Source organism: Kosakonia pseudosacchari, assembly GCF_900184035.1.
Classification (GTDB): Bacteria; Pseudomonadota; Gammaproteobacteria; order Enterobacterales; family Enterobacteriaceae; genus Kosakonia; species Kosakonia pseudosacchari.
In genome coordinates this window covers 178,720-194,251 of record NZ_FXWP01000013.1, presented here as the reverse complement: position 1 = coordinate 194,251, position 15,532 = coordinate 178,720, and the positions used below count along the sequence as shown (strand labels likewise).

Genomic DNA, 15,532 nt, shown 5'->3' with positions numbered 1-15,532 from the left:
CAACACATGAGCAGCACTGATATCCGCGTCGTACCCGGCCCGGCGAACTACTTTTCCCACACCGGTAGCCTCGCGCGGTTGCACGATTTCTACACGGAAGAACAACTGACCCGCGCGGTATGGATTTATGGCGAACGCGCCTTTGCCGGGGCAAAAGCGTTTCTGCCGCAAGGGTTTAACGCGCCAGGCGCGAAACACATTGTGTTTAAAGGGCACTGTAGCGAGCACGATGTGAACGCGCTGGCGCAGCAAGCGGGCGACGATCGCGCTGTGGTGATTGGGCTTGGCGGTGGCGCACTGCTGGATACCGCCAAAGCGGTGGCGCGCCGTCTCGGTTTGCCGGTGGTTGCCATTCCGACCATCGCCGCCACCTGCGCGGCATGGACGCCGCTGTCGGTCTGGTATAACGATGCCGGCCAGGCGCTGCACTTTGAAATTTTCGATGACGCCAATTTTCTGGTGCTGGTGGAACCGCAAATCATCCTTAATGCGCCTGCGGAATATTTACTGGCGGGCATCGGCGATACGCTGGCGAAATGGTACGAAGCGGTCGTGTTAGCCCCGCAGCCGCAAACGCTGCCGCTCACCGTGCGGCTGGGGATCAATGGCGCGCTGGCAATCCGCGATGTGTTGCTGGAAAGCAGTGAACAAGCCCTTGCCGACCAGCAGCGCGGCGAACTGAGCCAGGCGTTTCGCGATGTCGTGGATGCGATTATTGCCGGTGGCGGGATGGTTGGCGGCCTCGGCGAGCGTTACACCCGCGTCGCCGCCGCGCATGCGGTACATAACGGTTTAACGGTGCTGCCGCAAACGGAGAAATTCCTGCACGGCACCAAAGTGGCGTATGGCATTCTGGTGCAAAGCGCCCTGCTCGGTCAGGATGATGTGTTGGCGCAGTTGATTGCCGCCTATCAGCGCTTCAACCTGCCGACCACACTGGCGGCACTGGAGGTGGACATTAATAACCGCGCGGAGCTGGATAAGGTGATTGCCCACACGCTGCGCCCGGTGGAGTCGATCCACTACCTGCCGGTGGAACTCTCCGCCGATACGCTGCGCGCGGCGTTTGAAAAAGTGGAAGCGCTGTCGCGCTGATGATAAGTACGCTCTGTTTCATGCCGCCGATAAGCGACAACTTACCGGCGGCATTCTCTTTTACGCCCGAACAGGCTCGCCGCGAACCGGGCGATCGCCCGCCACGAAATACGTCGCGTTGCTAGGCGGCAGCGGCGTACGGCCACGGATGTTATCGGCAATCTTCTCACCAATCATAATGGTGGTGGCGTTGAGATTACCGGTGATGATCAGCGGCATGATCGACGCATCGACCACGCGCAGGGCTTGCAGCCCGTGTACGCGCCCTTCGCCATCGACCACCGCCATCTCGTCGCTGCCCATTTTGCAGGTGCCGCACGGGTGATAGGCGGTTTCCGCGTGGTTACGCACAAACTCATCCAGTTGCTCATCGCTCTGACATTCAATGCCGGGGCTGATTTCCCGCCCGCGATATTTATCCAGCGCCGGCTGGTTGATGATCTGCCGGGTAATTCGGATCGCATCGCGGAACTCGTGCCAGTCCTGTTCATGCGCCATGTAGTTAAACTGGATGGCCGGATGCTGATGCGGATCGCGCGATTTCAGGCGCACAAAACCCCGGCTTGGCGAGCGCATGGAACCCACATGGCACTGGAAGCCGTGCGCTTCCACCGCATTCGAGCCGTTGTAGTTAATCGCCACCGGCAGGAAGTGGTACTGAATGTTCGGCCAGGCGAACTCGTCGCGGCTGCGGATAAACCCGCCGCCCTCGAACTGGTTGCTGGCACCAATCCCGGTGCCGTTAAACAGCCACTCCGCGCCGATTTTCGGCTGGTTCCACCACTTCAGCGCCGGGTAGAGCGACACCGGCTCTTTGCACTCGTATTGCAGGTACATTTCCAGGTGATCCTGCAAGTTTTCGCCGACGCCCGGTAAATCATGTACCACTGGGATATCAAATTGCCTGAGCAGCTCGGCGGCACCGACACCGGAGCGCTGCAAAATTTGCGGCGAAGCAATCGCACCGGCGCACAGCAACACTTCCCGGCGCGCATGCACTTCATGCAGCGTGTCGCTGGCACCGTGCAAATAGGCCACGCCGATTGCGCGTTTGCCTTCAAACAGGATGCGATCGGTGGTGGCATGGGTAATGATTTTCAGGTTCGGCCGCGTTTTCGCCATATCGAGATAGCCGCGCGCGGTGCTGGAGCGGCGGCCTTTTGGCGTAACAAAACGATCCATCGGGCCAAACCCTTCCTGTTGGTAACCATTCAGATCGTCAGTGCGCGGATAACCAGCCTGCACGCCCGCTTCGATCATCGCGGCAAACAGCGGGTTATTGCCCGGTTTACAGGTGGTGATGCTGACCGGGCCGTCGCCGCCATGGTAATCGTTGGCGCCGATATCGCGCGTTTCCGATTTACGGTAATAAGGCAGGCAATCGAGATAACTCCAGTGCTCAAGCCCCGGCTGCTGCGCCCAGTTATCAAGATCCATCGCGTTACCACGGATATAGCACATGCCATTAATCAACGATGAACCGCCCAGCCCTTTGCCGCGCCCGCACTCCATGCGGCGGTTGTTCATGTGCGGCTCAGGTTCGGTTTCATAGGCCCAGTTGTAGCGTTTGCCTTGCAGCGGGTAAGCCAGCGCCGCAGGCATTTGCGTACGAAAATCAAAGCGGTAATCGGGACCGCCCGCTTCCAGCAGCAGCACATTGACATCGCTGTCTTCGGTCAGTCTTGTTGCCAAAACGTTCCCTGCGGATCCGGCTCCAATGATGATGTAATCAAATTCCATTCGTCGCTCCTCAGGTTAAAACTTTTTTCAAAATACGGACTGAAAACGGCTCAGCTCAAGCTGGACGGATTTGACCTGGGTGTAGTTTTGCAACGTCATCAGGCCATTTTCGCGCCCCACGCCAGAGTGCTTGTAGCCGCCCACCGGCATTTCGGCGGCGGATTCGCCCCAGGTGTTGATCCAGCAAATTCCGGCTTCAATCTGGTGAATAACGCGGTGCGCGCGATTAAGATCCTGCGTCACAATACCCGCCGCCAGGCCGTAATCGGTGGCGTTGGCGCGGCGCACCGCTTCTTCTTCACTTTCATAGGTGAGAATCGACATCACCGGCCCGAAGATCTCTTCGCGCACGATGGTCATCTCATCGCGGCAATCGGTGAACACGGTGGGTTCTACCCATGCACCGTTATCGAAATCGCCACCGGTAAGACGTTTACCGCCGCACAGCAGGCGCGCGCCTTCGTTGATGCCGGATTCGATATAGCGCATCACGTTGTCGCGATGCGCAAAGCTGACCAGCGGCCCGAAATTGGTATTCAGATCGTTAACATCGCCCGCTTTAATGCGTGCCACGCGCTCGACGATTTTCGCTTCAAACGCGCTCTGCAATGCCGCCGGAATAAACACCCGGGTGCCGTTGGTGCACACCTGGCCGGAGCTGTAGAAGTTCGCCATCATGGCGATATCGGCGGCAAGGTCGAGATCCGCGTCGTCAAAGATAATCAGCGGCGACTTGCCGCCCAGTTCCATAGTGACGTCTTTCAGCGTCGATCCGGCGGCATTGGCCATCACTTTCTTACCGCTGGCAACACCGCCGGTGAAAGAGACTTTGGCGATGCCCGGATGGTCAGTCAGCAACTGGCCGGTTACCGCACCGCTGCCGTTCAGCACGTTAAATACGCCGTCCGGCACGCCAGCTTCGCTGTAAATCTCCGCCAGTTTCAGCGCGGTGAGCGGCGTGACTTCGCTCGGTTTAAAGATCATGGCGTTACCAGCCGCCAAAGCAGGTGCGGATTTCCACAGCGCTATCTGAATCGGGTAGTTCCACGCGCCAATCCCGGCGATCACGCCAAGCGGTTCGCGGCGGGTGTAGACAAACGAGGTGTCACGCAGCGGAATTTGCTGCCCTTCAAGCGAGGGGATAAGCCCCGCGTAATACTCCAGCACATCCGCGCCGGTGACGATATCAACAGCCTGGGTTTCGCTCAGCGGTTTACCGGTGTCCAGCGTTTCCAGCGCCGCCAGTTCGTCATTGCGTTCACGCAGAATATCCACGGCGCGGCGCAGGATGCGCGAACGTTCCATCGCGGTCATCGCCGCCCAGATTTTCTGCCCTTTTTGCGCACTGGCAACGGCGCGATCAACATCGGCCTGCCCGGCTTCGTGGACGTCGGCCAGCACCTCGCCGTTCGCCGGGTTAATGGTCTGGAATGTGTTACCCGCCGCAGCCGGGACGTATTGACCATCGATATAAAGCTGCTGTTCTGCGAATCGGGACATACTTCCTCCTTCTCAGTGATTCGTCGCGCCAGCCAGTTGCTGGCGAATGAATTGGGTGGTGAGCGTTCTGGCAATGTCCAGATTAAACGGCTTGCCGCTCAGCGCCGCGCGAAGCCAGAGGCCATCGATCAGCGAGGCAAGGCCATGCGCCGCCAGCCGTGCCTGTTCGCGCGGCAGATCGCGGCGAAACTCCGCCGCCAGTGTCGAAAACAGACGGCGGCTGCTCACGCGCTCCAGGCGGCCAAGCTGCGGCTGATGCATGCTGCTGGCCCAGAAATCGAGCCAGGCTTTCATCGCCGCGCTGTGTACCTGGCTGTCATCAAAATTGCCTTCGACAATCGCCAGCAAACGCGTTTCGGTACTGGCCTGCGCGAGCGGTTTTAACCGCTGTGCCACGGCGTCGCGTAACTGGCGGGTGATGTCGCGCATGGTCGCTTCCAGCAGACCATTTTTGTCCCTGAAGTAGTGGCTGATGATGCCGGTCGATACGCCAGCGCGGCGCGCAATCTGCGCAATCGTGGCGTCGTTAATGCCCACTTCGTTAATGGTACTCAGGGTCGCATCAATCAGCTGCCGACGGCGTATCGGCTGCATTCCCACCTTTGGCATGGCTCCATCTCCACCACAATGTAAGGGCCTTATTTAATCTTTTTTTGATTGCACGTTCAATATAAAAAAAGATTTTGTTAGGATGTTGTGCTTCAATTGTTAAGTAAACGAAGCGGGAATGTATAAGCTGAACAGGGCGAAGCAAACCGCGAGAAAAACGAGGGACAAGCACGAGAAAACAACCGATATTTTGAATTTAATTCTTTGAAAAATTACAGGAAATTAACCAGAGGTAACCGATGATTAATCCACCTGCCAGTGAAAAAGACAGAATCAATCCCGTGGTGTTTTACACCTCTGCCGGACTGATTCTGACATTTTCACTGGTCACCATTTTGTACAGCGATTTAGCCGCGGCCTGGATCCAGACCACCGTAAACTGGGTGTCATCCACCTTTGGCTGGTATTACATGCTGGCCGCCACGCTCTATATCGTGTTCGTGATTTATATGGCCTGTTCGCGTTACGGGGCTATCAAGCTCGGGCCGGAACAGTCCAAGCCGGAGTTCAGCTTATTAAGCTGGTCGGCGATGCTGTTTGCCGCCGGGATTGGTATCGACCTGATGTTCTTCTCCGTCGCGGAGCCGGTCACGCAATATATGCAGCCGCCGGAAGGCGCAGGCCAGACGATGGAAGCCGCACGCCAGGCGATGGTGTGGACGCTGTTCCATTACGGGTTAACCGGCTGGTCGATGTATGCGCTGATGGGCATTGCGCTGGGCTACTTTAGCTACCGCTATAATTTGCCGCTCACGATTCGTTCGGCGCTCTACCCTATTTTCGGCAAACGCATTAACGGCCCGATTGGTCACACGGTGGACATTGCCGCGGTGATCGGCACTATTTTTGGTATCGCCACCACACTTGGCATTGGCGTGGTGCAGCTTAATTACGGTTTAAAAGTGCTGTTCGATGTGCCGGAAGGGCTAACCGCGCAGATGGCGCTGATTGTGCTGTCGGTGGTGATCGCCACCATCTCGGTCACTTCCGGTGTGGATAAAGGTATCCGCATTCTTTCGGAACTGAACGTGGCGCTGGCGCTCGGGCTGATTCTGTTTGTGCTGTTTATGGGCAAGACCGATTTCCTGCTCAACGCGCTGGTGCTCAACGTCGGCGATTACATCAACCGCTTTATGGGCATGACGCTGAACACCTTCGCGTTTGATCGCCCGACGCAGTGGATGAACAGCTGGACCCTCTTCTTCTGGGCCTGGTGGGTGGCGTGGTCGCCGTTTGTCGGGCTGTTCCTCGCGCGGATTTCTCGCGGGCGCACCATTCGTGAGTTCGTGCTCGGCACGCTGATCATTCCGTTTACCTTCACCCTGCTGTGGCTGTCAGTGTTTGGTAATGCCGCGCTGTATGAAATTATTCACGGTGATGCGGGATTCGCCCAGGAGGTTATCTCCCACGCTGAACGCGGTTTCTACAGCCTGCTGGCGCAGTACCCGGCGTTTAAACTCAGCGCTTCTGTCGCCACCATTACCGGCCTGCTGTTTTATGTCACCTCGGCGGATTCTGGCTCGCTGGTACTGGGTAACTTCACCTCGAAGCTGAAAGATATCAATAGCGATGCGCCAAACTGGCTGCGGATTTTCTGGTCGGTCGCCATCGGTGTGCTGACTATGGGTATGCTGATGACCAACGGCATTTCCGCCCTGCAAAACACTACGGTCATCATGGGCTTACCGTTCAGTTTTGTGATCTTCTTTATTATGGCCGGGCTGTATAAATCCCTGAAGGTGGAAGATCACCGTCGCGCCAGCGCCAGTCGCGAAACCGCGCCTTATATTCCGGCGAGCAACGACCGTCTGAGCTGGAAAAAACGCCTCTCGCGGCTAATGAATTATCCGGGTACGCATTACACCCGGCAGATGATGGAAACGGTGATTTACCCGGCGATGCAGGATGTGGCAAAAGAGCTGGAACTGCGCGGTGGACGCGTATCGCTTGAAAAGGTCGCGCCGGAGGAAGGCCAGCCGCTGGGCCACCTGGATCTGCGAGTCCATCTCGGCGAGGAGCAAGATTTTGTCTATCAGGTATGGCCGCAGCAATACTCCGTACCCGGTTTTACCTACCGCGCACGCAGCGGGAAATCGCACTACTTCCGCCTGGAAACCTTCCTGCTGGAGGGCAGCCAGGGCAATGATTTGATGGATTACAACAAAGAGCAGGTGATCATCGACATACTGGATCAGTATGAGCGCCACCTGAACTTTATCCATCTGCACCGTGAAGCACCGGGTAATAACATCGTCTTTCCACAACCATAAACAAACGGGCCACGTCGGTGGCCTGTTTTTTCTTGCAAAAGAATTGAAATTCGCCAACCTAATCGCTACGATTTTTAAAAAATCACATCGCTTAAGGTGACGACATGCCTGAGACCAAAGTGCTAACCGCGCACGTCCCAATTGAACTCGCGCAGAAAGTTGATTTACTCGCAGAAAGTAGCGAGCGCTCGCGCGGCTGGATAATCAAGCGTGCGCTGGCAGAATATGTCGAGCGCGCGGAGTTGCGACAATCGATGATCCAGCAAGGGCTGGAGGCTGTAGAGCGTGGTGAAACGCTCAGTAATGCAGAAGCCACAAATTGGCTTAAAAGCCTGGGGACGGCTAATCCACTTCCCTTACCAACGCCCCGAAAATAGGTATTTTTCATGCAATTAGAATGGACGCTGCTTGCATTACAGGATATCGAAAGATTATCCCGGTTTTTATTTCTGAAAAATCCCGAAGCGGCGCGAAAGGTCGTCGCGATGCTTGCCGATGCGCCAGAAATGCTGTTACTGCATCCGCAAATAGGCCCGGCGGATGACGCATTCTCGCCGCGTGACGTCCGCTCGTTATTTGTCGGTAGCTACGAGATGATTTACGAGCTGACCGACACCCGTATCATTATTTTGCGTGTCTGGCACACCAAAGAAGATCGATAAGCCCATCCCCGGAGACCCTTTTCGGGATTATGCAGGCCACAACCCCATTGCCATCCGCGCGATGCCGAGCAGTGTTTCCCGGCTTGCGCCGTCGCGCGCCTGAATCGACATCCCCTGCTGGATGCTGACATACAACCGGGTCAGCGCGTCGATATCGGTCGCCGCAGGCAACTCACCGCGTTCTTGTGCTTCGCTCAGGCGCGCTTTTAACTGCGCAATCCCACCGTCACGCAACTGCCGCACCCGCTCGCCGAGACGCTCATTGCCTTCGCTGGCGACAGCGGAAAGCGTCACCATGCAGCCGTGCGGCAAATCGCAACGCGTTAAAATCTCCGCTGAACGCGCCAGCCACTGCGCAATGGCCTTTTTCGGCGATGGCTCGTTTGCCATATCGCCCCAGATAAGCGGCGCAACGCACTGTTCGTAGTGCTGCAACACCTCATCGTAGAGATCTTCTTTACTGCCGAACGCCGCATACAGGCTCGGCGATTTGATGCCCATCGCCTCGTAGAGATCGTTCATGGATGTCGCCGTGTAACCCTTCTGCCAGAAGAGTTTCATCGCTTTATTCAACGCCTCGGTACGGTCAAATTCCCGTGGTCTTCCCCGGCTCACTTTCGCCTCCTCGCATTTTGTGCTGATCGGTATATTAATAAGATTGACGAATGTATGGAAGCCTGTTTATTTTAATTATGTATCAATCGACACATAATTCAGGAGACACCATGTCACATTCACTTGCAGGAAAACGCGCGCTGGTCACCGGTGCGAGCCGTGGTCTCGGCAAAGCCATTGCCTTAACGCTGGCGCGGGAAGGGGCGGACGTCGCCATCACCTGGGAAAAATCCGCCGATAAAGCACACGCTGTTGTAGAAGAGATCCGTGCGCTGGGGCGTAACGCCGTGGCGATCCAGGCCAACAGCGCCGAGCCACAAGCAGCCCGCGCCGCTGTTGATCAAACCGTACAGCAACTCGGCGGGCTGGATATTCTGGTCAATAACGCCGGCATCGCGCGCGCCGGGCAGTTAGAAGCCATGGCGCAGGAAGATATTGACGCGATGATCAACGTCAATATTCGCGGCGTGGTCTACGCCACCCAGGCAGCAATTCCGCACCTGCCGGACGGCGGGCGCATTATCAATATCGGCAGTTGCCTCTCCGATCGCGTGCCGTTTAAAGATATCGCCATTTATTCGATGACCAAATCGGCGCTGAACTCGCTAACGCGCGGGCTGGCGCGGGATCTGGGCTCACGCGGCATTACCGTCAATATGGTGAAACCCGGTTCGACAGACAGCGACATGAACCCGGCCGATGGCGAAGGCGCGGAGGAGCAGCGCCGTATGATTGCGCTGGGGCATTACGGCGAAGCGCAGGATATTGCCGAAGCGGTCGCTTTCCTCGCAAGCCCGGCGGCGAAGCAGATTACCGGTGCGGATATTGTGGTTGATGGCGGGACAAACGCCTGATCCCGACGTAAAAGAAAAGCGGCGCTGTGCGCCGCTTTTTCGTAAGCGAGGTTAACAGCAGCGTGCGCCACCTTTCCCGCCGTAACGCGCATCCTGGCGCTCGCGGAAAAACTCCTCATAGGTCATCGGCGTCTGCTCCGGGTGCGTCACGCGCATATGCTCGACATAGTTGTCGTAATCCGGAACGCCAATCATCATTTTCGCCGCCTGGCCTAAATACTTCCCGGCTTTTGAAAGCGTATCGAACATAAAACCTCCGCGTTACGCGATTAATGCACGCCTTTTGCCTGGCCGACAATCTGCTCAACATCGCCCGTCATTTCCTGATACGGCGTCTCGTTCGCTGTCGGTTGATCGTCTTTCAGCGCCGCCAGCGCGGTTTTCAGCGAATAGAACGCCAGCACCACCACCACAACCATAAAGAAGATGGTTAAACCAGCATCCAGGCGGTTGTTAAACACCAGTTGCGCCAGTTGCGACTGGGTATACTGCGCCGGAATGTTACCGCTGTCGATCATCGCCTGGAATTTATTGGCAATCGCCAGGAAGCCCACTTTCGCATCCGGGCTAAAGGCTTTTTGCCAGCCAGCGGTAAGCGTACAAACCAGCAGCCAGGCTGTCGGCAGCAGCGCCACCCATGCATAACGCTGGCGTTTCATCTTGAACAGCACCACCGCACACAGCATCAGCGCCATGCCCGCCAGCATCTGGTTGGCAATACCAAACAGCGGCCACAGGGTGTTAATACCGCCGAGCGGATCAACGACGCCCTGGTGCAGGAAGTAGCCCCACGCCAGCACGCACAAGCCGGTTGCCAGCAGGTTAGCAGGAAGTGATTCCGTGCGTTTGAGATTCGGCGAAATCACGCCGAGTAAATCCTGCAGCATAAAGCGCGCCGCGCGCGTTCCCGCATCGACCGCCGTCAGAATAAACAGCGCCTCAAACAGAATGGCGAAGTGATACCAGAACGAGACATCCATCAGGCCGCCGAGCGCACCGTGCAGAATGTAGGCCATGCCCACCGCCAGCGTTGGCGCGCCGCCCGCGCGTGAAATGATCGACTGCTCGCCCACTTCGCTGGCAATCTGCCGGAGCGCATCCGGGGTAATACTAAAGCCCCAGCCGCTCACCACCTGTGCCGCCGAGGCCACCACATCGGCGGTTCCGGCTGGCGCTAATACCGCCATCGGGCTGTTCATGGCGAAGTAGACGCCCGGATCAATAATGCACGCCGACACCAGCGCCATGATCGCTACAAACGACTCCATCAACATGCCGCCGTAACCGATAAAACAAGCCTGCCCTTCACTGGCGAGCATCTTCGGCGTGGTGCCGGAGGAAATCAGTGCATGGAAGCCAGACACCGCGCCACAGGCGATGGTAATAAACAGGAACGGGAACAGGTTACCGGTCCACACCGGGCCGGTGCCGTCGACAAATTTGGTCAGCGCAGGCATGGTCAGCGTCGGGCGCATGATCAGAATGCCAATCGCCAGGCCAATAATGGTGCCGATTTTCAGGAACGTTGACAGGTAATCACGCGGTGCCAGCAGCAGCCATACCGGCAGCACCGAAGCGATAAAACCGTAGCCCACCAGCATCCACGTCAACTGCACACCGGTGTAATCAAAATACGGCGCTATCGCCGGATTCGCTGCCACCCAGCCGCCAGAAATAATGGCGAATACCAGCAGCACCAGGCCAATCACCGACACTTCGCCAATGCGCCCAGGGCGCAGATAGCGGATGTAGATGCCCATAAAAATGGCCAGCGGAATGGTAAAGGCGACGGTGTAGGTTCCCCACGGGCTGTGGGTCAGCGCTTTGACAACAATCATCGCCAGCACCGCGAGAATGATCACCATGATCATAAAGGTCGCCACCAGCGCAATCACGCCGACGGTCGGCCCCATCTCCGCTTTCACCATCTCGCCGAGCGAACGCCCGTCGCGGCGGGTGGAGATAAACAGCACCATGAAATCCTGCACCGCACCGGCCAGCACGACGCCCGCGAGGATCCAGATCATGCCCGGTAAATAGCCCATTTGCGCCGCCAGCACCGGCCCCACCAGCGGACCTGCCCCGGCAATCGCCGCAAAATGGTGACCGAACAGCACTTTTTTGTCTGTCGGCACGTAGTCAAGGCCATCGTTGTAACGCACCGCCGGAGTCATGCGCGTTGGGTCAACCTGCAGCACATTTTTGGCGATGTAGAGGCCGTAAAAACGGTAAGCGATAAGGTAGATACAGACCGCGGCCACCACTATCCACAGCGCGTTGATCTGTTCACCGCGATTAAGCGCGATATAGCCGAGGGCAAATGCGCCAACCAACGACAGCACGCCCCAAATAAGGTATTTCCCTGAGTTGTTCATAGCGGGTATCCGTTGAGAGACAGAGAGATGTTACATTTTGTATCTATATCAACTCGCGGGTTTTAACAACTTTGAAACATGGGAAATTTGCCCTGCCACCAGGCATTTACCTGATTGTGTTAACGGGATCGCAAGAATGCGCCCTCTCCCGTCAAGGAGAGGACGAAACTACCCCAGCACCGCCGTGCTGAGGCGACAGGTGCAGCAGCGTCGGCCTTGTTCGTCAAACACCACGATTTCCCAGCTTTGGTTTTGCCGGCCAAGGTGCAGCGGCTGGCAAACGCCGCGCACTTTCCCCTGTGAAACCGGGCGATGATGGGTGGCGTTTAATTCCGTGCCCACCACACACTGGCCGTCGCGGGTCATCAGATAGCCCGCCATCGATCCCAGCGTTTCCGCCAGCGCCGCCGAAGCACCGCCATGCAGCAGGCCAAACGGTTGATGCGTGCGGCTATCCACCGGCATTTCCGCCTCAAGGAAATCATCACCAATGCGGGTATAAACCATTGCCAGATGCGCCACCAGCGTGTTTTCGCTGGTCGCATTCAGTTCTGCAAGCGTTAAATGACGTTTCCAGATCATCTACGCCCCCAGCGTTGAGCCGCCATCCACCACGATGTCCTGCAAAGTGATATGGCTTGCCAGATCGGACGCGAGGAACAAAATGGTGTTCGCCACCTCCTGCGGGCGGGCGATTTTCCCCAGTGGAATGCCGAGCTTAAACTGCTCGCCAAAACCGCGAATCCGCTGCTGTTCGGCGTCATCGCTCACCCACAGCGTGCGCTGCATATCAGTATCAGTCGAACCCGGCGAGACAATGTTGCAGCGCACATGGCTTGCCGCCAGCTCAAGACCGACGGTGAGCGCCAGGCTTTTCAGCGCCGCTTTCGATGCGCCATAGGCGCTCATGCCAATACGCGGTGTGTGCGCCGCATCGGATGCGACGGTGACTATCGCCCCGCTTTGCTGACGGCGAAATTGCGCCATCGTCTGCTGAAACAGGTTAAACGCGCCGCCAACGTTAACTGCAAAAGTGGTTTGCCAGGCTTCTGGTGTCAGCTCATCGGTGGCGCCCATATGTAAAACCCCGGCGGCGTTCACCAGCACATCCAGCCGCGCGCTCTGCGCCAGCACGCGCTGGCATACCGCCTGTACTTGCCCGGCATCGGCAACGTCCACCACTTCACAGGAGAAGGGGTAATCCGTGCCGCCAAAGGCCAGATCAAAACCAGTCACCTGTGCGCCCGCCTCGACAAAGGCCTGCGCGGTGGCGTAACCGATGCCTTTACCGGCACCGGTCACCCAGACAATTTTGCCGGTAAAATCCAGACCGGCCATTATTTCACCTCGCGCGCAAGCAGCGCCCACCAGGCATCAATGGTCGGGTTCTTCGCCAGCATGACAAAATCGATATCGCTGTGGACTTTGCGCCAGCGCGCGGCGAGCGCCATCATGCGCACGGAATCGAGACCATAATCAATCAGGTTTTCATCGTCCTGCGGTTCGTCGGATTCATCCAGCAGCGGCAGGATCAGCGCGCGTAACGCCGCTTTGTTTGCCGGTGCGGGCAGCAGATCGTGCGTCATCACCACGCGACCGGAACGCCCGGCGACATAGTTCAGCGACATCAGATGCTCTTCGCGGCTGAAATCCGCCAGCGCGTCGGCAACCATAAACGGTTTGATATCGCGCATAAACGCGTCAGTCGCAGTGGTCATACAGCCAATGTGCGAATAAACGCCGGTGATCAACAACTGGTTACGCCCTGTCTCTTTGAGCATCTGCTCCAGCGGCGAGCGGTGAAACGCGCTGTAGCGCCACTTCACCAGCACGGTGTCGGCTTCTTCGGGGGTCAGCGCAGCGACAATTTTCTGCTGCTCCGGCGAGCGGGTTAAGCCCGGCCCCCACATATCGTTGAGCAACGCGCGGTCTTCATCGTTCTGCTCTTTCGGCTGCGCGGTGTAGTAAACCGGGATATGGTTTTGCTTACAGAAATCGCGCAATCTGGCGATGTTCGCCACCACTTGCTGCATCATCGGGCAGTTTTCGCCCCAGAAGTTAACAAAGTAGTCCTGCATATCGTGGATCAGCAGCGCCGCACGTTCCGGCTCGAATGGCCAGCTCACCTTGTTTTGCGGAATATCGGCCGCGACTGGCAGCGCGTAGCCCTGTAATTTTGGAATCGCCATCTTCTCTCCTTTACGCGGTGGCGCGCTGCGCTAACCACTGGCGTAACTGTTTTTTATCAACCTTGCCTACCGGCGTTAATGGCAGCGCGTCCACGCACTCCACGCGATCCGGCAGCTTGAACTCGGCAACGCCCTGCTCGCGCAGGAAGCGGCGGACTGCCACCGCGCGCAGCGGCGTTTTCACCACCAGATACGCGCAGCTTTTTTCACCCAGCAGGCTGTCTTCCATGCTGACCAGCGCGGCGTGGATCACCGACTCATGGCGCAGCAGCAGGTTTTCGATCTCCTCGGCGGCAATCTTCTCGCCCCCACGGTTGATCTGATCTTTTTCGCGCCCCTGTACGGTGATGTACCCCTGTTCGTCGATCGAAATCAGATCGCCGGAGCAGTAAAAACCGTTGTCATCAAAGGCGCTGGCATTGTGTTCTGGGCTGTTAAAGTAGCCGCGAAAGGTATACGGGCCACGCGTCATCAGGCGGCCAACGTGGCCTGGCGGCAGCAGATTGCCGTTTTCATCCGCCACCCACACTTCATCATCCGGGCACATCGGGCGGCCTTGCGTATTGATAATGCGTTCGAAGGGATCATCCAGTCGGGTGTAGTTCACCAGCCCTTCCGCCATGCCGAACACCTGCTGCAACTGGCAGCCAATCTCCGCCGGAATGCGTGCTGCAAGCGTTGCCGATAACCGCGCGCCGCCCACCTGTAACAGCCGCAGCGAGGCGAGTGGCACATTGCTGCCCCACTCGGCAATCGCCTGTAACCACAGGCTCACCGCCGGCGGCACCAGCGCGGTGACGTTAATCTGGTGTTTTTCAATCAGCGGGAAGCAGAGCGTAGCGCTCGGATCGGCCGCCAGCACCACGCAGCCTCCGGCATGGAAAACACCCAGCGCGCCGGGTGAACTCAGCGGGTAGTTGTGCGCCGCCGGCAGTGCGCAGAGATAACGTGTTTGCGGGTTAAATCCGCAGATTTCGTTACTGCGCACAATGCTGTAGTAGTAATCATTGTGCGTGCGCGGAATGAGCTTCGGCGTGCCGGTGCTGCCGCCAGAAAGCTGGAAAAACGCCACTTCATCGGCAGGCGTTGGCGTGGCGATAAAGTTATCTGCCGGGCGGGCAATGGCGTTTTCCAGTGCCTGCTCACCATTGTCGCCACGCAGCAGCACTGCGCGCACCGACGGGTGCTGCGCGGTAAACGCGGTGAGGAAATGGTCATTCTCGAACAGCGTGTGGGCGCGATCGGCAATCAGCAGCGCCGGAGCGATTTGCGCGGCATAGGCGTTCAATTCGCTACGCTGATGGCTGAACAGCGCATTCACTGGCACGACGCCAATTTTCAGCAGCGCAAAGAAGGCGATATAGAACTCACTGACGTTGCCCAACTGCACCAGCGCGGTTTCCCCGCGCTTGATGCCCTGCGCCTGCAGCGCCGAGGCCAGATTGTCTGAAGCCTCGTTGAGCTGGCGGTAGCTGTAGCGCCGTTCACCGTCAATCACCGCCGTGGCATCGCTATGCGCGTGGCGGGTTAAAATATCGGTCAGCGGTAAATCCTGCCAGTAGCCCTTTTCACGATAACGACGGGCAAAATCTTCCGGCCAGCGGGTAAAAGCAATGGTCATGG

Annotated in this window: 15 protein-coding genes; 5 read left to right on the top strand and 10 right to left on the bottom strand. The window is 57.6% G+C overall.

The annotated features are described in order from the left end of the window. Positions 1 to 6: 6 nt before the first annotated feature. Positions 7 to 1,095 carry an oxidoreductase gene (locus BN2591_RS10880; RefSeq protein WP_086871395.1) on the top strand — a complete coding sequence of 363 codons (1,089 nt, stop codon included), beginning with the start codon at positions 7 to 9 and terminating at the stop codon, positions 1,093 to 1,095. Between the two features lie 60 nt (positions 1,096 to 1,155). Here BN2591_RS10880 and betA read toward each other — a convergent pair whose 3' ends face one another. Genes betA through betI form a run of 3 tightly spaced genes read right to left on the bottom strand, consistent with a single transcriptional unit; the run spans position 1,156 to position 4,944 of the window. Next, positions 1,156 to 2,835, bottom strand: coding sequence for a choline dehydrogenase (betA, locus tag BN2591_RS10875; RefSeq protein ID WP_086871393.1), 1,680 nt, complete (start codon positions 2,833 to 2,835; stop codon positions 1,156 to 1,158). A 27-nt stretch (positions 2,836 to 2,862) separates the two neighbouring features. Continuing rightward, entirely contained in the window at positions 2,863 to 4,335 is a 1,473-nt protein-coding gene (gene betB / locus BN2591_RS10870) for a betaine-aldehyde dehydrogenase (protein WP_086871388.1), read from the bottom strand. A 12-nt stretch (positions 4,336 to 4,347) separates the two neighbouring features. After that, entirely contained in the window at positions 4,348 to 4,944 is a 597-nt protein-coding gene (betI, locus tag BN2591_RS10865) for a transcriptional regulator BetI (RefSeq protein WP_044489591.1), read from the bottom strand. 239 nt (positions 4,945 to 5,183) lie between these two features. On the opposite strand from betI, the gene BN2591_RS10860 reads away from it, so the two are divergent. The 3 genes from BN2591_RS10860 to BN2591_RS10850 all read left to right on the top strand — a co-directional run bounded on the left by BN2591_RS10860 (position 5,184) and on the right by BN2591_RS10850 (position 7,876). Beyond that, positions 5,184 to 7,214, top strand: coding sequence for a choline transporter (locus tag BN2591_RS10860; protein ID WP_086871386.1), 2,031 nt, complete (start codon positions 5,184 to 5,186; stop codon positions 7,212 to 7,214). Between the two features lie 104 nt (positions 7,215 to 7,318). Next, positions 7,319 to 7,591, top strand: coding sequence for a CopG family ribbon-helix-helix protein (locus BN2591_RS10855; protein WP_086871384.1), 273 nt, complete (start codon positions 7,319 to 7,321; stop codon positions 7,589 to 7,591). 9 nt (positions 7,592 to 7,600) lie between these two features. After that, positions 7,601 to 7,876: a type II toxin-antitoxin system RelE/ParE family toxin gene (locus BN2591_RS10850; protein WP_086871382.1), complete on the top strand. Its 276-nt coding sequence runs from the start codon at positions 7,601 to 7,603 to the stop codon at positions 7,874 to 7,876. A 27-nt stretch (positions 7,877 to 7,903) separates the two neighbouring features. Here the strand turns inward: BN2591_RS10850 and BN2591_RS10845 are convergent, their stop codons facing one another. After that, positions 7,904 to 8,491, bottom strand: coding sequence for a TetR/AcrR family transcriptional regulator (locus tag BN2591_RS10845; RefSeq protein WP_086871380.1), 588 nt, complete (start codon positions 8,489 to 8,491; stop codon positions 7,904 to 7,906). A gap of 110 nt (positions 8,492 to 8,601) precedes the next feature. Here BN2591_RS10845 and BN2591_RS10840 point away from each other — a divergent pair, with 110 nt between their 5' ends. Then, positions 8,602 to 9,345: an SDR family NAD(P)-dependent oxidoreductase gene (locus BN2591_RS10840; RefSeq protein WP_086871376.1), complete on the top strand. Its 744-nt coding sequence runs from the start codon at positions 8,602 to 8,604 to the stop codon at positions 9,343 to 9,345. Between the two features lie 51 nt (positions 9,346 to 9,396). Here BN2591_RS10840 and BN2591_RS10835 read toward each other — a convergent pair whose 3' ends face one another. From BN2591_RS10835 to entE, 6 genes are all read right to left on the bottom strand, one after another. Next, positions 9,397 to 9,594, bottom strand: a complete 198-nt coding sequence (locus BN2591_RS10835; RefSeq protein ID WP_017455812.1) for a YbdD/YjiX family protein — start codon at positions 9,592 to 9,594, stop codon at positions 9,397 to 9,399. A 20-nt stretch (positions 9,595 to 9,614) separates the two neighbouring features. Continuing rightward, positions 9,615 to 11,720 carry a pyruvate/proton symporter CstA gene (gene cstA / locus BN2591_RS10830; protein WP_086871373.1) on the bottom strand — a complete coding sequence of 702 codons (2,106 nt, stop codon included), beginning with the start codon at positions 11,718 to 11,720 and terminating at the stop codon, positions 9,615 to 9,617. Positions 11,721 to 11,888: 168 nt separating this feature from the next. Then, a complete protein-coding gene (gene entH / locus BN2591_RS10825; RefSeq protein WP_086871371.1) occupies positions 11,889 to 12,302 on the bottom strand; it encodes a proofreading thioesterase EntH in 414 nt (137 codons plus the stop codon). Beyond that, positions 12,303 to 13,058, bottom strand: a complete 756-nt coding sequence (entA, locus tag BN2591_RS10820) for a 2,3-dihydro-2,3-dihydroxybenzoate dehydrogenase EntA (RefSeq protein WP_143468247.1) — start codon at positions 13,056 to 13,058, stop codon at positions 12,303 to 12,305. It abuts the gene before it with no gap. Further along, complete coding sequence (locus BN2591_RS10815) at positions 13,058 to 13,909, bottom strand: isochorismatase (RefSeq protein WP_086871369.1); 852 nt, start codon at positions 13,907 to 13,909, stop codon at positions 13,058 to 13,060. Before BN2591_RS10815 ends, entA begins: the two co-directional genes overlap by 1 nt. Before the next feature lie 10 nt (positions 13,910 to 13,919). Continuing rightward, on the bottom strand, positions 13,920 to 15,530 hold the full coding sequence (entE, locus tag BN2591_RS10810; protein WP_086871367.1) for a (2,3-dihydroxybenzoyl)adenylate synthase EntE: 1,611 nt from the start codon (positions 15,528 to 15,530) through the stop codon (positions 13,920 to 13,922). Between the last annotated feature and the right edge of the window lie 2 nt (positions 15,531 to 15,532).